This is a genomic window from Leptolyngbya sp. UWPOB_LEPTO1 (assembly GCF_017302695.1).
In the GTDB taxonomy this organism is placed as follows: domain Bacteria; phylum Cyanobacteriota; class Cyanobacteriia; order Leptolyngbyales; family Leptolyngbyaceae; genus Leptolyngbya; species Leptolyngbya boryana.
Map to the genome: position 1 here is coordinate 194508 of NZ_JAFLCJ010000006.1, position 20401 is coordinate 214908.

Below are 20401 nucleotides of genomic sequence, written 5' to 3' on the forward strand. Positions count from 1 at the left end.
CGACTTCGCTCAACCCACGAAAAATTTTTGTTCTTGCGCGTTTGCGTTGAGCTTTGTCGAAGGCTTGACGCAACGGAGTGAACTGGACTAAAGAGGCAACCGCGATGCACATTCGATTGTTTGAAGAACGAGACGCTGAACAGATTGCACAACTGTTTCATGACACGATTCGAGAAATTAATCGCCGTGATTATTCGCCGTCTCAAGTCGCAGCCTGGGCACCGGATGACATCTACTTCAGAGATTGGGTTGCAGTCTGCTCACAGCGAATCACTTATGTTGCTGATGATCACGGTGTGATTGCTGGCTTTGGTGAACTCGAATCGAATGGTCATATCGGCTGTTTCTACTGCCACAAAAACTATCAACGCTGTGGAGTAGGAAAGCAAATTTATCAAGAAATTGAGGCAAAAGCGATCGCACTAAATCTTACACAACTCGTCACAGAAGCAAGCATCACAGCAAAACCTTTCTTTGAAAAAATGGGGTTTTCAGTTGTGAGAGAACAAGAAGTCTATTGTCGAGGTGAGCAATTCAAGAATTACGTGATGCAAAAATTACTCTGAATCCATGGAATTTTTCACAATTTTGCTTTCTAGCTTGCTTGGATTAGTCTCTCCGGCAGGTGTCGTCGTCGATCGCATTGCAGAATCTCAAATCCGCAAGCAACTCGTCAGCGCAGACCAGCTTCAAGTCCGAGTGGACAATGCGCCCAATTATCAAATTGCTCAAGGAAGAATCGATCGCATTCTCATCGCAGGTCGCGGAATTGTACCTGTAAAAGGAGTGCGACTTGAACGATTTGAACTGGAAACCGATGCGATCGCACTTAACCTGAAACGTCGCAAACTGACTCAACCGCTTCAGGCTGGAATTCGAGCGAGTCTCACTCAAGACGATCTCAATCGCGCCTTGCAATCTCCACAGGTGACTGCTCGACTTAAAAATTTGAGTCTTCAATTGCTAACGCGATCGCAAGCCCGACAAGCTGAGCGGTACGATTTTCTCAATCCTCAAATCACGCTTTTGCCACAAAATCGCGCTCGATTTGCAATCGAACTTCAAGAGCAAGGTGATCCCGCTAAATTAAAAATCGTCGCAGAGGCTCAACCGCAAATTATTTCAGGTCGATCGCTACAACTGAATGATTTGAGAATCTGGGCAAATGGTCAAGAAAGTCCAAAGCAAATCACTGAAGCGATCGCCAATTTGATTCGCGATCGTCTCGATCTGCGGCGATTGGAAGCGTCCAATACAACCGCTCGAATTTTAACTTTGGTGCTCAATCCCTCCAACTTAGAGATTGCGGCTTTTGTACAAATCCGACCCGACGTAAGGAAACAATAACGGTTTGTGTCAAACATCCGAAATTGCGCTAAACATAGCTGTAGAACTTCTACAATCTGTCAGGACTCAGACCTGGCGATTTCTGCCCTAGTTGAGGACTTCTCACATGCAAGAGCATCCGCGCCGTTTTCCACTCGGAATCGTAGTTGGATTATCCACGCTGGTTGTTGCGACCGGTAGTGCAACTGCATTTTTCACTTGGCAACAAGCCCAGAAACAAGCACCCACTCCTGTTGCTGTAGAGCAGCCTCAGACCCAAGATCCCCGAACCGCTGCGTCTGTCCCATCAGTTTCGCAAAATCAAATTAAGCCGCAAGCCCCAACGACTGAAAAAACAGCGCAGGTCTTCTGGCTCAAAGATAGTGCAACCGATATGGAACTCGTTCCAGTTGCCATCAAAGTGAAATCTGACGATCGCCAAGAAGTTTTACTCACAGCTGCGGTGAATAACCTTCTGAACAATCCGCCGACTCAAGATTTAATGACTGGCATCCCCCAAGGAACCCAGCTTCGCAGTCTCAAGGTCAAGGCAGATTCGATCTATGTCGATCTGACCAGACCGTTTACCGCAGGTGGGGGCAGTTTGTCGATGACGGGTCGCTTGGCTCAAATTCTCTATACGACAACTAGCCTTAACCCAAAAGCAAAGGTCTTCTTATCGGTTGAAGGAAAGCCTTTAACAGTTTTAGGGGGAGAAGGGCTAATCGTTGAGCAACCCTTGACGCGAGCGCAATTTGAACAAGACACAGGCACGAAGCAGGAATAAATCCTACCGACGACTGGCTAAGCTGAAGGCTCGGAAATACTGAGCTTGCTGTTCAATCCGAGTCGCTAAGCGATCGCAGACCAGATTACATAACTCGAAAATCAGATCGTCTTCGACGCTGTAATATGCCAGCGTCCCTTTCGATCGCCGAGTTAAGATTCCCGCTTGCAGCATCACCTTGAGATGCTTAGAAACATTAGCTTGACTCGTATCAGTCGCTTCAACGAGATCCTGAACGCATTTTTCGCCATCTCGTAGTAAATTGAGAATGCGAAGACGCATCGGTTCACCTAACACACTAAAATAATCAGAAACTTGCTGCACGACTTCAGGTGGTACAGGTTGTGCGGGAGATTTCATGTCAATTTGACAACGGAATGACTTGATCCCAGATTCTAGCCAGTCATAATGCTCTATAGCAATAGAGTCATCTGAGCCTTACGTAATTTTGGCGAAAACTTCATAAAAACCTTGGCATCTATAGAGATGACATGTCGTAATTTCACGCAGAGTAGCTTTCAACCTGATGCAAATAGACTTGGAAGTCAGAAAGTGCGACATAGCAATTTAATCGAATGCTTTTGAATCGATTGGAGCGCTTAATAAAGGGCGGGAAGTTCTCGATCGCAGATCTACCAAGCAATTCAAAACTCCGTCTCTGGGCGTAGAAATTAAAAAAATCAGCGCACTATTGTAAAAGGGAACTTACCGTGCACTTTGGAATTCTTCATAAATAATGTCGCTGTGATAGTATCTGGATGTCTGAGGAGATTATACGGCTGTTTAATCAGCACAATTTCGGTGGTGGAGGAGGAATAAGAGTGCAAAACAATATCCCAATTGGGTATTCCCAGTTTGGTGTATCCCGGAATCAGCCAGAACCTTTGCGGATTGGCGTGATTGGTGTCGGGAATATGGGACAACATCATACCAGGGTGTTAAGTCTGCTGAAAGATGTTGAACTGGTCGGAGTTTCGGACATCAATGTAGAACGCGGGTTGGACACGGCTAGCAAGTATCGTGTCCGATTTTTTGAGGACTACCATGATTTGTTGAATCATGTCGATGCGGTTTGTATTGCCGTACCAACACGGTTGCATCATGGGGTCGGAATGGCGGCTCTGAAGGCAGGGGTTCATGTTTTAATTGAAAAGCCGATTGCAGCAAGTATTGCCGAAGCAGAATCGCTTGTGAATGCGGCAGCAGAATGTCAGTGTATTCTGCAGGTTGGACATATTGAGCGATTTAACCCCGCGTTTCAAGAACTCAGTAAGGTTCTGAAAACTGAAGAGGTTTTGGCGCTCGAAGCTCATCGGATGAGTCCTTATAGCGATCGTGCAAATGATGTATCGGTTGTCTTGGATCTGATGATTCACGACATTGATTTGCTGTTGGAACTGGCAAATTCTAAGGTCGTGAAATTGACCGCAAGTGGTGGGCGTGCCTCGAATTCAGGTCAGTTGGATTATGTGACAGCGACGTTGGGCTTTGCCAATGGCATTGTAGCAACACTGACCGCGAGTAAGGTGACCCATCGGAAGATTCGACAAATTTCAGCCCACTGTAAGAATTCACTGACGGAAGCAGATTTTCTCAATAATGAGATTCTGATTCACCGTCAAACGACCTCGAATTACAAGACGGATTATGGACAGGTCTTATATTGCCAGGACGGTCTAATTGAGAAAGTGAAAACGAGCAATATCGAGCCGCTTCATGCTGAATTGGAGCACTTTGTCCAGTGTGTCCGGGGTGGTATGGCTCCCTCAGTTGGCGGAATTCAGGCATTGAAGGCACTTAGACTGGCGAGTTTGATTGAGCAGATGGCACTCGATGGTAAAGTGTGGCATTCTTCGCCAGACTCAAAGGTAATTGAACTTGATACTGCCGCGATCGCGGTTTGAGGGAGACATAAAATTTGCGCCGATCCAGACAAATCCAGATCGGCGCACAGATCGTAAAAATTAATAGGTTTAAGAGGGTTAGAAGTGTTTAACCCTCTTTTGTTTGTTTTGTAGAATGTTTTGTGAGATTCAGTTTGCTGCACCATGATGCACAGTCTTCACCCACTTCAGCCGCTTCTGACGGATGGACATTCTCAATGTTGCAGTTGAGACAATGACAAACCAGTGCAACATATAAACCGCACCTCGTAATCCTTGAAAGACTTGAGTCAAGATTGAGATATCATCTTGACTTTTCAGTTTTTGAACTCGACGCAATCCACCGATCGCACTAAATAAGAACAAGAACAGCGTCATTGCAGAAATCGGACTTGTGAGCATCATCCGATGGCGCAAAACTGCCATGAGAAAATCGGGAATGGCTGCAGTTGGCATCACATATTGCAGCATCCAAAACATCGCGAGATCGATTGTTTTGCGACTGCCCATGCGATTGCGTAAAATCAGTCGCCAGTAATCGAGATAGCGTTGATAGCCGCCTTCTGCCCAGCGATTTCGCTGATGCCAAAGCGCGATCGCGTTAGTCACGCCTTCTTCGTAAACGGCTGGCTCTGTCACGACTTCAATATCCCAGCCGCTCAAATGCAATCGGAACGTCAAATCCAAATCGTCTGTGATTGTTTCTTCGTTCCACCCCCCACAGTCGAGCAACGCTTCTCGGCGAACGAGTTGTCCATTTCCGCGCAGTTCCCCTAATCCTCCGATCGCGGCTCTCTGCTGCTGAATAAACGCATCCAATGCCATTTCTGCCATTTGTCCTTGGATCCAGAAATTCTTCGCCTCGTTGGAGTGAAATTGCGGTTCAGCCTGAATGATCGCTTTTCTCACTTGGATCGCACCGATATCTCCTCGCTCAAAAACGGGGATAACTCGACGCAAGAAATCTGGCTCGACTTGAGCATCGGCATCAAAGACGACTAAGAATTCGCCCGAAGTGAGTGGAAAAACTTGATTTAATGCACCAGATTTGCCGCCACTTGAGTTTTCAGGACGATTGAAAACTTTCAGTTGAGGATATTGAGTCGTTAAATGGTCGAGCACTTCAGGCGTTTTATCAGTGCTGTTATCGTCAATTACCCAAACTTCGTAGCGATCGCGCGGATAATTCAACTCACACAGCATTTTGACCAAGCGCCCGATCACAGCTTCCTCATTCTTTGCCGCAACCATCAGCGAAACTGTAGGAAATAGATCATCATCTTCAAGAGGCTTTGCGAAGGCATTTGGGCGGGCAAGCATCAAGCGCATTGCATGAATACTCATTAGGGTCGTCACGCCCAACACAAACCAGTAACCCCAGGTCACTAAGTGCAGCGCGATCGTGCCACTCCAAATGGCAGCAAAGACAATCGCTGCTTTTTTCCTACGTCCTTGAAAACCGCGAAACGTATCCGGCTCTTTAGACCCGTTGGGTTCTTCGGGCAGTTCTGATAACAGTGCTGCCAGCGATTCAAGCTCGTTTTCTTGCCAAGAATTCTCCGACATAGGTTGTGATGTCTAACACCCAATAAAGTGAAGTTGAAAATTCAGGTTACTTTAATTTCTGTAACCTTTTGTTCAACTTTCGTACTCTGACAGCTTACCTTGCGATCGCCGAATTTCAGCGTTTTCTTCTAGGGGTTCGTGATTCGGATTACCCGACTCGCTTCGGAGCCGCGACGGTAAGTTCCAGAGATTCGGCACGCAGGGCAAGCCAGGGCTGAGTTCTGATCATGTGAGCAAATGGGCTAGATGCTGGAATATCGAGTCGAGCAGAAATCAGTGATAAATTGGCGATCGCTTCGCTCTCAAACCTTGCAAGCTGTTCCAGACTGGAATAAGTTCCGAATTGTCCCCGCTGTCGCCAAAGATTGAACTGCCAGGTTGGCGTGAAATCGCACAGAACGCGATCGCCTTGTTTGACCATTGCACCTCCGTTCGATTGCCAGACAAATTGTGCTTCTTCTTTCGGCAAACCCCAAATCTTATGTCCTCCTGCGATTGAATTCAAATCATCAACATAAATATGCGAAATCCAAGCTCCGATATTTCCGCCTTGGCGAACTAAAGCAGGTACAACAATGAGTTCTCCATACGTCAAAGTTGAGCCAGGTTCATATTTTCCGAGCACAATGCCGCCGATCGTTTTTCCAGGTAAGACTTGAACAATTTCGAGATCAGTTGGGATGTATTTTTCTGCTTGGGCAACATCAACTAGATGCAGCGTCAAAAAGCCGTAACCTCTGAGAATCCAAGGGGCAAGGGGATAATTCATATGAGATCTCCAGAGTTTCTTCCAAAATGTAGAGATGTTTTATCAGCAAGAAATCTAGATTAGTGAGGAATTAAATTTAAAAAAGCTATGTCTGAGCGATCGCGAACTGAAGAGAATATTTTTGCGGAATTTACAAAGCTAGTTTTGGCAACTCAACTCGATGAATTCAGAAAAATAGCAGTTTCGATGAGAACGAATCTAGGTAAGCTTTTTCAAGGCGAAATCAATGACGTTTCAATTCAAGCGCGCGATTTTGTTAAAGATGAAATTCAAGTCCAAGAATTGGAAGTCAAGACGGATCAAATTTCAATTGATCCGCTCAGTATGTTATTAGGAAAAATCCGATTAAGTGAGCCAATTGATAGTGAAATCCGGCTAACTCTCTCTGAACAAGATCTGAATCAAAATATGAATTCAGAGTATGGAAAGTCTTTATTAAAACCCATTGAATTAACCGTCGATCGCGAAATTATTACCCTTGAATTATTGCCTCCCTCGGCGATTCGCCTCTTAAGTGATAATAAGCTGCGATTTACGGGAACTGTAGAGATTAAGCGTGCGAAGCAACCGCAGACCTTAGCATTCACCTGCATTATTTGCCCACGTACTGAGACAAGTCCTGTTCGATTAGAGACATTCTGTTGTACCCCAAATGCTGGGCAATCTATTCCCTTTATGATTGCACTTCTGCAATGGATGGAATCAATTCTCAATCGGCCCTACTATGAAATCGAAGGCATTGCATTTCGATGTAAAGCATTAGAAATTAAAAATAAAGTCTTAACAACTGAGCTTGAAATTCACGCGCGAAAAGTTCCCGATTTGTAATTAAAATCACACCCATTTTCTCTCGATTTCGCCTTATCAATTTTCATAACGTTTGTGATTCCTAGCACATCTTCTGGGAACCTTAACAAGGAACGTGTATAAGACGGAATTGGGTGATGAGCCAAGCTCAAGACGTTGAAGTAACGCTCTTCTTTCAGAAGGGGTTATATCTCAATAAACAGAAAGCCTACGAAGCCGCGATCGCGAGCTATGAAGCCGCACTAAATCTAAAGCCTGACTATCCGGATGCTTGGTACAACCGGGGCAACTCGCTTTACCATTTAGGACGATTCGAGCAAGCGATCGACAGCTACTCTCAAGCGATTGAATACCAACCGGGTTTCCCTGAAGCCTGGAACAATCGCGGCAATGCTTTAGATGAATTAGGACGCTATCAAGAAGCGATCTATAGTTACGACAATGCGATCAAGTACCGCGCTGATTATCACTGGGCGTGGTACAACCGAGGCATTTCGCTTCGGAACATGGAGCGTTATGAAGAAGCGGTCAATAGCTACGATCGCGCGATTGAATTCAAGCCGGACTATTACTGGGCTTGGTACAGTCGTGGACTCGCCTTACGAAAACTGGGTCAATTAGAACGAGTCGTAGCCAGCTACGATCGGGCGCTCGAACTCAAACCTGACTTCGAGGAATCCTGGACAAATCGCGGCAACGCACTCTACCACATGGGCAACATTGACGATGCGATCGAAAGCTACGATCGTGCGCTTGCGCTCAAACCGGATTCTGCAACGATCTGGTACAACAAAGCCTGCTGTTACGCACTTCAGGGCAAGTCTGACCTTGCTTATGAACATCTGCGACGTGCAATCGAACTCAATCCTGATGAATATCGCGATTTAGCTCAGAGCAATGCTGACTTTGCCGCTTTGCGTCGAGATGATCGATTTCTATCGTTGCTGAGCTTTCGCGCGCCTCGCGAGTCGTAAATTCTGCCCATGCTTCCCTCTGATGAAATTCGGTATCGCAATGCAGGACGATCGCTATCTCTGCTCGGTCGATATGGAAAACAGTATGCGAGATTTGAGCAAATCTTAGCGATCGATCCTGATCATCCGAATGCGCTGTTGTGTCGGGGTTATGCACTAGAAAAGTTAGGTCGCTATGAAGAGGCGATCTCAACTTTTGAACGTGTGATTACACTTCGCCCTCGCATGGCTTTGGCATGGCAAGGACGCGGAATTTCATTAGGTCGAATCGGACAATACGAAGAAGCTTTGACAAGCTTTAATCAAGCCTTAAAATTTACGCCAGATGATTATCGCAGTTGGCAAAATCATGGCAAAACGCTGATGAATTTGTATCGCTATCAAGATGCGATCGCCAGTTTTGATCAAGTCATTGCTTTGAAACCACAAAATTACAAAGCTTGGTACAACCGAGCGATCGCGTTGTCATCTCTCAATGAGCATGAGGCGGCTTTAACGAATTTAGACATTGCACTGAAAATCAAGCCCGTCTCAGACTACATCTGGAATTATCGAGGGCAAGTGCTTGGAAAGTTAAATCGAATCCCGGAAGCGATCGCAAGTTTTGAGAATGCCGTGAAAATTAATTCTCGGAGTGCCAGTGCCTGGTATGGTATGGCTTGTTGTTATGCACTCAAGCGAGATGCAGAAGCAACGATCGAGAATTTAACCCACGCGATCGAGCTTTCAGCTTCAATCTATCGCAACCTTGCTGCTACAGATCCGATTTTCAACTTTTTACACAACCGTTCGCAATTTCAGGCATTGCTAGAAGCTGGAACCAAGGCTTCTTGAACAATGAGCACTGAGCATCGTGCATGGTGCATGACATGATTACTGACACTGCCTAAAAAGAATTCACTGAGTCCTGATCTGCCTCTACGTCCCACCACAATTAGATCCGCGTTCCAAGTTTGCGAGATCTCACAAATAGATGTGCCCGGATCACCGACATGCTGTGTAAATTCGCACCGGACTCCAGCCGCAGTTGCAGCGGCATCTCGTGCCCGTAACATGTCCAATCCAGTTTGTTCAACTTGGGAAAAGAGCTGGGCTGAAGATTGAAGTAAAGCCTCATGGTGCATCGGATAGAGACCATCGGGCATTGGATAAACAGGAGTTGGCACACCTTCGTCGATCGGGCTGATAATATGCAGTAACATCAATTCAGCGTGATTTGTTTTGGCAAGCTCGACCGCTCTTTCAAATACGGCTTGACTCGAATCAGAGTGATCCAGCGCGACTAAAATCTTGTGGAACATACGATTCTCCTAAATGTTGTAGGCAAAGGCATTGAACTGGCTTTGAAGAGGAGTTGATCAGTCTTTGCTACTAACAGTATAAAATGCCTAGCTTGGTATTGCCGCTGGGTGTTTTCGCTTCTTAATATTCGATCGACGCTGACCACAACCGGGATGATTTTTGAGCCAAACAAGAGTACGACAATCCTCATCATTTAAGCGGAACTTGAACAGCTTCAGGAGTTGGGTGTAGTTGCACAAGTCGCGATCGCATTGGATAGGAGAGGTCTTACGGCTGTTAACTCCACTTTGCCTGTTTGGGGATTGCGATACCAATCTGTGGCTTGCACGATCGTTGGAGTTGACGTGGGAGCTTGAGCGATCGCGGATTTGTGAAAAGCCGAGAGATCACGCATATCATTCCAGGAACGATTGTGGCTGACTTCTTGAGTTGGATTTTGAGGAATCCCGCCTCGTCCTGTAATCACAAAACTACTCCCTTCAGTGCCGGAACAGGCAGCGGCGACTTGTTGGTTTGAATCGATGAGTGTGGTGGATAGCTCGACTAAGCCAGAGTTCGGGTCAACTCCTACATTGTTGACATCAACAGTACCATTCACGCTGAATTCAGAACTTGCGGTGATGTCATTTTCTGGGGTTAAGCGATCGCGATATTTCAGCCCAATAATGCCTTGAGTCGTAATCTGGATATTCCCTCCACGACCTTCTACCGCATTGGCAATAATGTCACTATTTTCTAATCCCACGATAATGGGTGCATCGATGGTAATGTTTCCGCCAGTCGAAGTTCCTGTAGCACTCGTAACGATTTGACTACCTTGCCGGAGCAGTAGCAAATCACGGGCTTGCAGCCAGATATTGCCTTGATTACCACCATTGACCTTGGCTTGCAGACTCGCACCATTGTTAAGAAAGACAGTCTCCGCATTGATATTGAGGTTGCCTGCATCGCCGGTTCCGGTATTACTAACAGTAACTTGGGCAGCATCACGAACGGCAATAGAATTTGCAGTAATGTTGACTGAGCCTGCGGCAGCCGAGGAGGAGGAAGAGGCTGTAATGGTACTGGGCAAATATTGACTATTGATTTGAGACAGGGCTCCCCCCTGAACATCGATCGAATTCACGTTCAAGTTCACATTTCCGGCTGCACCTTGCCCCTGGCTAGATGCACTGATTTGTCCTCCATTAAAGACGCGCAGACTGTCCGCTGTCAGATGGATAGTTCCGCCTGTCCCCCTTGCCCCATTGCCAAGGGAAGTAGTAATTCCTGTGAGCGTTTGGCTATATCCATCCACGATTGGATCGCTAACTTGTACCTCCCTAGCTCGAATATCAATGCTTCCGGCTGTGCCTTGTGCACCTGGTAAGGCACCAAAGAATGGGTTGATTTGAGAACCTGCGACTTCACTAGCAATGGCTCCACCCTGAGATAGTTTTAAAAGTCCTGTGTCAATTAAAATATTCCCCCCTTGTCCAGATGATCCTGCTTCCAAGGTCGTGAGAACTGAACTAGATAGGCCACTAAAGGTGGTTCCCTGCATCTCCAAACTCTCGGCAGCCCGAATGATAATGTCTCCAGCTTTGCCATTGCCCCCGATTACACTACCTGCGATACGGCTACCGCCCAGAAGACGTACCCGATCTGCCTCAACCGTGACCTGACCACTCTGATTATTGTTTCCAGCCACAATCACACTCATAATCGTAGTTGCAGTCAATGTGGGTAAAGTTTCAAATCCTCGCATCTCCACATCAGTCGCCCGAACCGTCACATTCCCGGAGCTAGAGTGATTCCCCGCAGTGGCCGATCGCAGAGTAGCCGAATTAGCGACTTGTAAGCGCCCCGTTTCAACGGTTACATTGCCCGCTCGTCCAGTGGCAGGCGGCCCAGGCAGCGCAACAATACCAAATGAATTGCCCACCGAAGTGGAAATCCCATCGAATCCAAAGGGAAAATTAGAATCTGTTGCACCTAAAAGATCAACAAACTCCGTCGTGTTAACTGTAATATCCTGTCCTTCTCCAGAGAAGGTAAAAGATGTCATGTTTGAACTCTCTTGCAAGGTCAATCCCCGTCCTCGCACATTGATGCCTCCCCCAGCAGTCATTCCACTAGCATCGACCAAGGCAGCTTGTTGCAGAGTAATAGTGCCCCAAGTCGCTGCTGTTGCTGGGCTGGCTAATTGCCACGACTGGGTGTTGGTTGCGATCTGTCCATTTCGCAAGGCCCACAGTTCGATTCGTCCTCCAGGGGCAGATATCGTTGCACTACTCAAATCGATCTGACCACCCACCAGTGCTAAGGTTTGCATCGGAGCTACTGCCAGGGTAGGTGGTCGGAATGAAGGATTGGCCGTGGCAGCACCCTGTACTTGAATGGGGCCTGCGTTTGCCCCCATCTGCAAGCCTATGGGTGCGCTGATCGTCAGTAAAGGCGTTCCAGAATTAACCGCGCTAAATTCTGTACCATCCGCAAATTTAACGCTACTAGCTGTCGTTCCGACAAATGACCCGCCCAGATTCAGTGATGCATTTGGTCCAAATAAAATGCCACTGGGATTCAACAAAAATAAGCTAGCAGAACCATTGGCTTGAATCAGTCCATTGATGTTGGATGCAGTTCCCCCCGTGACGCGTGCAAAAATATTCTGCACATCTAAGGCATTGTTGAAACCTGCTGAACCACCCGTGGGTACTGAGAACTGGCTGAAGCTGTGAAAGAGATTGTTGCCAGAACGTGTGCCTCCCTCGATCGTGAAGGCAAGATTGTTCGGAGTTTGAACTGTCGTTGCTAGGGTGTTGTCGGGAATGACTTGAGCATCAACTCGCTCCATTCTGAGAATATGGTCGGTATATCCAAGAGAGATCGTACTGAGTCCAACCCACATTAATCCAACTACAGCCTGCTTCATAACGTTTAACCTTGAATTTTGGAATGTCAAACGTAGAGTGCCCGTGCTTCAAAAAACATCATCTTGCTGTATAAAAAAGATACTGTTGGCAAGCAGAAACTTAGGAAGGGCTTTCAGTTGAGCGAGGTTTGCTGGCACAAGTGGCAGATGGAGTGCTGGAAGTAGGATGTGCTGCAACTAATTCGACTTTTCCAGTTTGAGGATTGCGATACCAAGCCGATGCTTCTACAATCGAGGGTGATGAATTTGGCGACTGAGCGATCGAGGGTTTGTGGAAAGCTGAAAGATCACGCACATCATTCCAGGTGAGATCGTGGGTCACCTCTTGAGCCGGATTCTGAGGCACTCCACCGCGTCCTGTGATCACAAAACTACTGCCTTGAGTGCCGGAACAGCCAGCCGCGACTTGTTGGTTTGAATCGATCAATGTGGTGGATAACTCGACTAAGCCAGAGTTCGGATCAACTCCAACATTGTTCACTTCGACGGTGCCATCTACGCCGATTCCGGAACTCGCAGTGATGTCGCTTTCAGGTGTTGTGCGATCGCGGTATTGTAATCCGATAATGCCTTGAGTCGTAATTTGGATATTTCCGCCTTTACCTTGTGCTGCATTGGCGACAATATCACTATTTTCTAATCCTACGATCACAGGCGAATTGAGCGTAATATTCCCACCGTTACCATTTCCACCCGAAGTTACCGCGATCGCGCTATTGCTCCGTAGCAGTAACAGCTTACCAACTGCTAAATCAATATTTCCGCCATTTCCTGACGCTGTTTGTGCCTGAATGCTAGCTTGACGATCTAATTGAATAGTATTAGCTTTGATGCTCAGCGTACCACCATTGCCATCCCCTTGATTCGTCACACTGACGGTGCCGCGATCTGTCAAGATTAGATTAGGTGTGGAAATGCTAACACTGCCTGCATTTGCGATTAAAATATCGGGAAGCCCAAATTGCTGCCGCAGTTGTGGGTTTAAGGATAGGACAGAAGAGTTGATGCTGCTATTATTGCTCTGATTGTATCCTCTGATCTCGATAGATTCTGCCGCGTTAATTCTCAGATCTCCGCCATTTCCCATAAAGAATGTCGTTGCTGCAAGGGTTCCGCCATCGAGAATTTGTAACCGATCTGTCTCCAGGGTGAGAGCCTTAGCAGTTCCGGTTGCAAACGTGACTGAACCAATAGCGCTCTGGAATCCGAAGCCGTTGCCGCCCGTGATCGTTGTTTGATTGTTGTGAATTGCAACTTGCCCACTCGCACCGCTGCCAAAGGTTGCTGAACTCAAGGAAGCGCCACCGGAAACGACTAAACTATCCCCATTGACCAGAATGTCACCCGCATTTCCCGAACTGTAGTAACTAGAGGTGCTGAGACTACTCACACTCCTAGGATTGCTGAGTGAAAAACCAGATACTTCAATGGCAGTTGCCTGAATGTCAATATTCCCGCTTGTAGCCGTTCCTATCGTTGAAGTATTCAATCCTGCCCCTGCTTGGACAGTTAGCCTGGGAGTAACAACACTGACGTTGCTTCCTGCTGCAATGCCAAACGTTTCACTCCGAATTCCACTCCAAATGCGTGAGTCCGTTGCACCAATCATGTCGATCGCGTTTGAAGCTCGCAGGCGAATTTCCCCACCCGGCAGGTAACCAAAATTTTGTGACAGGATCAGTGAACCATCGGTGAATTGAATCTCTCGCCCTTGAAGCTGTACCGATCCGGCATTAACGCCACTCACGTCGAGAAGCGACTTTTGGGTGAGTTGAATATTTCCAAAGCTCTGATCCTGCTCATAGTCCAATCGATACCCCTGGGCGGTAGGAATGAGGTGAATCAGACCTGCACCACTCAGACTGCCTAATTCGACTCGTCCCTGTGGGGCGCTTAGAGTTGCACCATTGAGATTCAAATTGCCGCCCATCAAGGCGAGGGTCTGTCCTGGTTGAACGCGCAATTCTGTCGCACTGGGAACTACAGCGATGGGAGGCAACCCACTAGGATTGGGATTACTCAGAGCGTGCCCTGTTCCTTGAACAGTAATGGATGCCGGATTGCTCCCCATTTGCAATCCCACAGGAACACTCATCGTTAACAAAGGGGGTGCCATTACATTGTCGGCATACCACTCTGTACCATCGGCAAATCTGAGACGATTTGCAGTTGTTCCCAAGAATGAGCCACCCAGATTCAAACGAGCATTCGCACCAAAGAGAATGCCATTGGGATTGAGCAAGAATAGATTGGCAGTGCCATTGGTTTGAATTAAGCCATCAATGTTGGAGATGGTGCTACCCGTAACACGACTGAAAATATTTTGAATGTTAGTCGCGTTGTTGAAGAGAGCAGAGCCACCTGTGGGAATAGAGAATTCTTGGAAGCTATGGAAAAGATTCGTGCCGGAAGTCGTGCCGCCTGTGATGGTGAAGTCGTTGAGCGATCGTGTGACTTGAGTATTGAGAGTCGTGTCGGGAAGGACTTGTTGCGCTTGAACCGGAAGAGTGAGGGTCAAACACATTCCCAAGAGTACGGAGTGTAGCACGGATCGCACCATAGAAGCTTCTCTTGACAAATAGGAGACTCAGTCAATGTGCCCCAAAAATCATCAAGAGAAATGTTGTGTAAGGAATTTAATTGCAGGGTCGAATTACTTGACACTAGAGCGCAGTTGTAGAGGAGCCGCACAGGTTGCGGCAATGTGAGGTTGAGTCGGTACAGTGGCAACCAACTCGACTTTGCCCGTTTGGGGATGGCGATACCAAGCGGTTGCTTGAGCGATCGAGGGTGATAAATTGGGAGCCTGAGCGATCGCAGGTTTATGAAAAGCCGAGAGATCGCGGATATCGTTCCAGGCACGCTCACTTCTCACAGTTTCAGCCGGATTTTCTGGCATTCCACCGCGTCCTGTGATCACAAAACGGCTGTTTTGAGTCCCAGAACAGCCCGCTGCGACTTGTTGGGTTGAATCGATGAGGGTTGTGGCTAGCTCGACTAAGCCAGAGTTGGGATCTACGCCGACATTGTTAACTTCAACGGTGCCGTTCACGCCGATTCCGGAACTAGCAGTGATGTCGTTTTCTGGCGTTAAGCGATCGCGGTATTGTAATCCGATAATGCCCTGAGTGGTAATTTGAATGTTTCCGCCTCGTCCCTGATCAGCGTTGGCAACAATGTCACTATTTTCTAATCCTACGATAATGGGTGTATTGATGGTAATATTCCCTCCATTTCCCTGTCCGCCTGCCGTTGCCGTAATGCTACTATCGTGACGCATCAATAAGAGATCCCGAAGTTGAAGGTTAATATTGCCACCCTCGCCTGATTGAGCCACCGCAGTAATGCGACTCTGATTTTCTAGCTGGATGTCATTGGCGATAATTTGTACATTTCCTCCAATGCCTGGGCCATCATTTTGGACACTCACAGCGCCGCCATTGCTGAGGCGGAGTGAGGGAGTATTAATCGTTAAAGATCCCGAATTACCACTGGGAATGGGGGGTAATCCAAATGCAGCTTGAATCTCTGGACTGACCTCTTCAGCATTGGAATAGATGCGAGAGAACGTTCCAACCGCATTTCCTGCTGTTCCCTGACCTTCAATCTCGATGGACTCTGAAGCATTTACTTCTACGTTACCCGCTGAACCTGTTGCAGCCGTAGAGGATCCTAAAGATGCACCCCCGGTTATTACTAATCTTGCTGTGTTGATCACGGCACGATTCGCATTGCCAGCCCCCTGGGTATAGGTAGACAGAGAACTTTCTGAAAATGCCACTGGATTGTAACCCGCAATTTCGACTTGTTTAACCGCATTGACTTGGATTGTGCCTGTGTTCCCATCACGCGCAGCAACCGAAATCATTGCGCCAGAATCCAAGACCCTGAGATTTTCTGTAGATAATGCGATGTTACCCGCATTGCCACTGCCAACTGAAAATGTGGCAACTGCTGTGTACACTGCTGGATTATTGTTGTTAAACCCAGTAATTTCAGTCGTACCATTAACGTTGATATTGATGTTTGCTCCAGCAGTGGCGCTTCGGGTTCTAGACATAATTCTAGAGCTATCTCGAAGAAATAGCTGAGCCGCAGAAATGAGAATGTCTCCAACCTGACCACTATTTAAGTTATTACTTTGAATCAAACTTCCTAATTCACCATTGGAAGTATTGCCTTGCAATATTAGAGATCCTTTTGCATTGACCGTGATTCCCCCTGCCGGTTGTGAACCAAGGTTTTGAAGTAAAGCCGCAGATCCTTCTGTCAAGCGAATGTTTTGTCCTTGGAGCTGGATGGAACCATTACTCCCACTAGCATTCAATAGCGATTCCTGCCCCAAATGAATATCGTTAAATTGATGTACTGCTGAGTAATCACCAACCCAGCCCGTTGGAGTGGGTTGAAGTCCAACCGTTCCACGACTGACACTCCCGACTTCCAGATGCCCACTGCCCTGGATAGAAGCAACTCCACCAGAGAAGGTCACTGCACCACCAATCAAGGCTAACGTTTGATTTGCGCCAGCTTGTAAGCCAGTAGGACTGTTAATCGCGCTGGCTTGACCAAAACCAGTGATATCAAATAACTGATTGCCTCGCCCCTGCACAGTAATTGCTCCTGGATTCTGTCCCATTTGTAAACCGATCGGTGCACTCATGGTCAACAAGGGCAGACTACTGGGATTCACTGCACTAAACTCAGTGCCATCTGCAAATTGGATACTATTGGCAGTCGTTCCTACGAAGGAACCACCAACATTCAACTGGGTATTGCTCCCAAACAGGATGCCATTGGGGTTCAGCAGAAACAGACTCGCAGTGCCATTCGTTTTGAGGAGTCCATCAATATGGGAAGCACTGCCTCCAGTGACGCGAGCAAAGATAGTCTGAATATCCGTAGCGTTATTAAAGCTGGCAGAGCCGCCTGTGGGAACGGAGAATTGGCTGAAACTATGAAACAGGTTGCCCCCGGATCGAGTGCCACCTTCGATCGTGAAGTTGAGATTGTTGGGAGTTTGAACTGTGGTTCCTAAGGTAGTGTCAGGAAGGACTTGGGCATCAACTCGATCCATTCTGAGAACAGTGTCGGCATATCCAAGTACAATAGTACTCAGAGTAACCCACATTAATCCAACAGCAGCCTGCTTCATAACGTTCAACCTTGAATTTTGGAATGTCAAACGTAGAGTGCCCGTGTCTCAAAAAAATCATCCCGATTGTAGAAAAAAGATACTCTTAGGAAGCTGAGACTCAGAGAGAGCTTTCAGTTGAGTGAAGCTTGCTAGCACAAGTGGCAGATGGAGTGCTGGAAGTAGGATGTGCTGCAACTAATTCGACTTTTTCAGTTTGGGGATGGCGATACCAAGCTGTTGCTTCTACGAGTGTGGCAGTCTGAGTTGGAACTGGTGCGATCGCGGTTTTTTGGAATGTCGAGAGATCGCGCATATCATTCCAGGCACGATCTCGGCGCACCTCCTGAGTCGGATTTTGCGGCACTCCACCGCGTCCTGTGATCACAAAACTACTGCCTTGAGTGCCGGAACAGCCAGCCGCGACTTGTTGAGTTGAATCGATCAGCGTTGTGGATAGCTCGACTAAACCAGAATTTGGGTCAACTCCGACATTATTGACTTCAACAGTACCATTCACGCCGAATTCGGAACTAGCAGTGATGTCGTTTTCTGGCGTTGTGCGATCGCGATACTGCAAGCCGATAATGCCCTGAGTGGTAATTTGAATATTTCCACCTTGACCCTGCACTGCATTAGCAACAATATCACTATTTTCTAATCCCACAATGATGGGCGCATTGATAGTAATGTTTCCGCCCGTGGAAGCTCCGGTGGCACTCGTGACAATTTGGCTATCCTGCCGTAGCAGGAGCAAATCGCGGGCTGCAAGCCGGATATTACCTTGACTTCCGCCATTGACTTCAGCTTGTAAACTCGCGCCATTGTTGAGGAAAACAGTCCCCGCATTGATATTGAGGTTACCTGCATCTCCAGTTCCGGTGTTGCTGACTGTGATATTGGCTCCATCCCGAACACTCAAACGATCGCTCCGAAGATTGATAGAGCCAGCATTAAAGCTAGTCGTTGAACTCGCAGTGATACTACTGCGAAATTGTCCATCCTGGGAGAAGCCACTAATATCGATATCCCCAGCTTGGAGATTGATACTTCCTGCATTGCCAAATCCATCGGTTGCCGCTGTAATCTGTCCTCCTCGGAAGACTCGTAATCGATCGGTGACAATATCCAAGTTGCCACCTTGCCCAGTCGAGCCATTTTGCACTGAGGTCACAATGCCGCTGATCGCTCCCGTAAAATCTACTAAAGGGTCGCTGACTTCAACTTCGTTCGCTCGAATTACAATATTTCCAGCCTTCCCGTTCCCTACCAAATTTGCAGTAACCTTGGCTCCCTGCTGGATACTCAACCGCCCTGTTGTGATTCTCAAATTGCCGCCATGTCCTGTCCCCCTGGGTTCAACACTGCTAAATAGCCCTGTTGAAAAGGGTCCTCCATCCCAGGTGCTAAACCCGATCAACTCTACCGACTCGGTAGCATTCACCGTTAAGTTGCTGCCATTCCCTGACGCAAAAGCACCCGACGAAAATTGACTACCACCGAAAGCTTGGAACTGCCGAACATTCACCGTTAAATTCCCCGCATCCCCTGAACCGTTGGAATTGGATTGAACAAGCACAAAGTCCTTGGAGAAAAGTCGATCTGCATTGATCGTGAGATTGCCACCCTGACCCTCAGTAAACGTTCCAGTATTGAGAACACTCGGAAAACCATTGCCATCCGGGTTACCATTGATTTCGACCGTTTGGCTCTCGATCGTCAGGTTGCCTGCATTTCCTTGCCCTCTTGTGTTTGCGACAATCGCCCCTGCCTGACTTACGGACAGATAGGGACTGTCAATCTGAATGCTGCCCCCATTCCCGGTTCCTCCTCTGACAACAGCATAAATGCCACTTAAACCACTGGTATCAAAGTCTTCACTACCATAGTAGATGTTGTAGAGAGATAAATCTTCGGTGCCCACAATCTCGACTCGCTCGGATGCCCGAATCGTGATAGGTTTTCCCTGATCCGAGCCAAGCGTATTCGATCGCACTTGTGCCCCTTGTTTGAGGCTCAATTGTCGAGCTTGGATTTGAATCGCCCCCCCACTACTGCCACTGGCATCTACTTGCGCCTTTTGAGTCAGTTGAATATCTTGAAAGCCTGTGGCTCCAGCATAATTCATGACAAAGTTTGTCGGCTCAAGACCCACTTGACTATTCGCAGCAACACTTCCTAGCTCGATGTTGCCAGATGGCGCACTGAGTGTTCCACCCGCTATGGTGAGAGATCCGCCAATTAATGCAAGAGTCTTACCTGGCGCAACTTGGAAGCCTGTTGTGGATTGGTGCGTGATGCTCCCTGGATTGCTGCCAAACTGTAACCCTACTGGCGCGCTTATCGTTAACAATGGGGTTTGGCTCGAATTTACGGCGCTAAACTCCGTCCCATCTGCAAACCGAATACTGTTAGCAGTGGTTCCCACAAAAGAGCCACCAATGTTCAATTGGGCACTGTTCCCAAACAGAATTCCGGCAGGATTAAGCAGAAATAGGCTGGCAGTGCCATTGGCTTGAATCATGCCATCAATGTTAGAAACTGTTCCGCCTGTAACTCGGCTGAAAATCATTGACACATCGAGTGCATTATCGAAAAAAGCTGTGCCACCCGTCGGAACAGAAAATTGGCTGAAGCTATGGAACAGGTTAGAACCATTATTTGGACGAGTTCCGCCTGTGATCATGAAGTTAGGATTTCCGGTCACAACTGTGCCAAGGGTGCTATCAGGCACAACGGCTTGCGCACAAACTTGTTCTGAGATTGCAACTGCCCCCAAGATTGCCAAACACAGCTGGAATATACCCTTCATCACTACTACACTCTTAAAGCTATAGGACGGTAGGTGTAGAGTTCCCTAATTCATCATTTTGTAGTCTATACAAAACTATAAGTAAGCAATGATTGAGAGCGACTGGAGGGAATTTTTTGGCGATTTC

Annotated in this window: 15 protein-coding genes; 7 read left to right on the top strand and 8 right to left on the bottom strand. The window is 47.4% G+C overall.

The genetic code is table 11. From position 1 onward, the window contains the following. Positions 1-77: 77 nt before the first annotated feature. The 3 genes from J0L70_RS12060 (at position 78) to J0L70_RS12070 (ending at position 2113) form a co-directional block, all read left to right on the top strand. Positions 78-566, top strand: a complete 489-nt coding sequence (locus tag J0L70_RS12060; RefSeq protein WP_239741262.1) for a GNAT family N-acetyltransferase — start codon at positions 78-80, stop codon at positions 564-566. A gap of 4 nt (positions 567-570) precedes the next feature. Then, positions 571-1347: an LmeA family phospholipid-binding protein gene (locus J0L70_RS12065; RefSeq protein WP_287454720.1), complete on the top strand. Its 777-nt coding sequence runs from the start codon at positions 571-573 to the stop codon at positions 1345-1347. Positions 1348-1453: 106 nt separating this feature from the next. Beyond that, the gene (locus tag J0L70_RS12070; RefSeq protein ID WP_017285887.1) at positions 1454-2113 is read left to right on the top strand and encodes a GerMN domain-containing protein; all 660 of its coding nucleotides are present in this window, start codon (positions 1454-1456) and stop codon (positions 2111-2113) included. A 3-nt stretch (positions 2114-2116) separates the two neighbouring features. Here J0L70_RS12070 and J0L70_RS12075 read toward each other — a convergent pair whose 3' ends face one another. Next, positions 2117-2473, bottom strand: a complete 357-nt coding sequence (locus J0L70_RS12075; protein WP_017285886.1) for an ArsR/SmtB family transcription factor — start codon at positions 2471-2473, stop codon at positions 2117-2119. Between the two features lie 461 nt (positions 2474-2934). On the opposite strand from J0L70_RS12075, the gene J0L70_RS12080 reads away from it, so the two are divergent. After that, positions 2935-4017: a Gfo/Idh/MocA family protein gene (locus tag J0L70_RS12080; RefSeq protein WP_017285885.1), complete on the top strand. Its 1083-nt coding sequence runs from the start codon at positions 2935-2937 to the stop codon at positions 4015-4017. Between the two features lie 129 nt (positions 4018-4146). Here the strand turns inward: J0L70_RS12080 and J0L70_RS12085 are convergent, their stop codons facing one another. Then, positions 4147-5562, bottom strand: coding sequence for a glycosyltransferase family 2 protein (locus tag J0L70_RS12085; protein WP_287454721.1), 1416 nt, complete (start codon positions 5560-5562; stop codon positions 4147-4149). Positions 5563-5710: 148 nt separating this feature from the next. After that, complete coding sequence (locus tag J0L70_RS12090) at positions 5711-6331, bottom strand: acetoacetate decarboxylase family protein (protein ID WP_287454723.1); 621 nt, start codon at positions 6329-6331, stop codon at positions 5711-5713. Between the two features lie 87 nt (positions 6332-6418). Between J0L70_RS12090 and J0L70_RS12095 the strand changes: the two genes are divergently transcribed. The 3 genes from J0L70_RS12095 to J0L70_RS12105 all read left to right on the top strand — a co-directional run bounded on the left by J0L70_RS12095 (position 6419) and on the right by J0L70_RS12105 (position 8946). Next, positions 6419-7159: an LmeA family phospholipid-binding protein gene (locus tag J0L70_RS12095; protein ID WP_287454724.1), complete on the top strand. Its 741-nt coding sequence runs from the start codon at positions 6419-6421 to the stop codon at positions 7157-7159. Between the two features lie 116 nt (positions 7160-7275). Next, positions 7276-8112: a tetratricopeptide repeat protein gene (locus J0L70_RS12100; protein ID WP_287454725.1), complete on the top strand. Its 837-nt coding sequence runs from the start codon at positions 7276-7278 to the stop codon at positions 8110-8112. A 9-nt stretch (positions 8113-8121) separates the two neighbouring features. After that, entirely contained in the window at positions 8122-8946 is an 825-nt protein-coding gene (locus tag J0L70_RS12105) for a tetratricopeptide repeat protein (RefSeq protein ID WP_287454727.1), read from the top strand. Here J0L70_RS12105 and J0L70_RS12110 read toward each other — a convergent pair. From J0L70_RS12110 to J0L70_RS12130, 5 genes are all read right to left on the bottom strand, one after another. Beyond that, positions 8910-9413, bottom strand: a complete 504-nt coding sequence (locus J0L70_RS12110) for a universal stress protein (RefSeq protein WP_287454729.1) — start codon at positions 9411-9413, stop codon at positions 8910-8912. The genes J0L70_RS12105 and J0L70_RS12110 overlap by 37 nt on opposite strands. A 215-nt stretch (positions 9414-9628) precedes the next feature. Next, entirely contained in the window at positions 9629-12328 is a 2700-nt protein-coding gene (locus J0L70_RS12115; protein ID WP_287454731.1) for a two-partner secretion domain-containing protein, read from the bottom strand. 100 nt (positions 12329-12428) lie between these two features. After that, entirely contained in the window at positions 12429-14888 is a 2460-nt protein-coding gene (locus tag J0L70_RS12120) for a beta strand repeat-containing protein (protein WP_287454732.1), read from the bottom strand. 93 nt (positions 14889-14981) lie between these two features. Beyond that, on the bottom strand, positions 14982-17483 hold the full coding sequence (locus J0L70_RS12125) for a two-partner secretion domain-containing protein (protein ID WP_287454734.1): 2502 nt from the start codon (positions 17481-17483) through the stop codon (positions 14982-14984). 100 nt (positions 17484-17583) lie between these two features. Continuing rightward, positions 17584-20274: a two-partner secretion domain-containing protein gene (locus J0L70_RS12130; protein WP_287454736.1), complete on the bottom strand. Its 2691-nt coding sequence runs from the start codon at positions 20272-20274 to the stop codon at positions 17584-17586. Positions 20275-20401 lie beyond the last annotated feature (127 nt).

What these genes read in the sequence shown, in the direction of transcription:
- J0L70_RS12130 (WP_287454736.1), bottom strand. Translation starts at nt 20,274, where the DNA reads ATGAAGGGTATATTCCAGCTGTGTTTGGCAATCTTGGGGGCAGTTGCA.
- J0L70_RS12115 (WP_287454731.1), bottom strand. Translation starts at nt 12,328, where the DNA reads ATGAAGCAGGCTGTAGTTGGATTAATGTGGGTTGGACTCAGTACGATC.
- J0L70_RS12090 (WP_287454723.1), bottom strand. Translation starts at nt 6,331, where the DNA reads ATGAATTATCCCCTTGCCCCTTGGATTCTCAGAGGTTACGGCTTTTTG.
- J0L70_RS12065 (WP_287454720.1), top strand. Translation starts at nt 571, where the DNA reads ATGGAATTTTTCACAATTTTGCTTTCTAGCTTGCTTGGATTAGTCTCT.
- J0L70_RS12095 (WP_287454724.1), top strand. Translation starts at nt 6,419, where the DNA reads ATGTCTGAGCGATCGCGAACTGAAGAGAATATTTTTGCGGAATTTACA.
- J0L70_RS12125 (WP_287454734.1), bottom strand. Translation starts at nt 17,483, where the DNA reads ATGAAGCAGGCTGCTGTTGGATTAATGTGGGTTACTCTGAGTACTATT.
- J0L70_RS12120 (WP_287454732.1), bottom strand. Translation starts at nt 14,888, where the DNA reads ATGGTGCGATCCGTGCTACACTCCGTACTCTTGGGAATGTGTTTGACC.
- J0L70_RS12105 (WP_287454727.1), top strand. Translation starts at nt 8,122, where the DNA reads ATGCTTCCCTCTGATGAAATTCGGTATCGCAATGCAGGACGATCGCTA.
- J0L70_RS12100 (WP_287454725.1), top strand. Translation starts at nt 7,276, where the DNA reads ATGAGCCAAGCTCAAGACGTTGAAGTAACGCTCTTCTTTCAGAAGGGG.
- J0L70_RS12110 (WP_287454729.1), bottom strand. Translation starts at nt 9,413, where the DNA reads ATGTTCCACAAGATTTTAGTCGCGCTGGATCACTCTGATTCGAGTCAA.
- J0L70_RS12085 (WP_287454721.1), bottom strand. Translation starts at nt 5,562, where the DNA reads ATGTCGGAGAATTCTTGGCAAGAAAACGAGCTTGAATCGCTGGCAGCA.
- J0L70_RS12070 (WP_017285887.1), top strand. Translation starts at nt 1,454, where the DNA reads ATGCAAGAGCATCCGCGCCGTTTTCCACTCGGAATCGTAGTTGGATTA.
- J0L70_RS12075 (WP_017285886.1), bottom strand. Translation starts at nt 2,473, where the DNA reads ATGAAATCTCCCGCACAACCTGTACCACCTGAAGTCGTGCAGCAAGTT.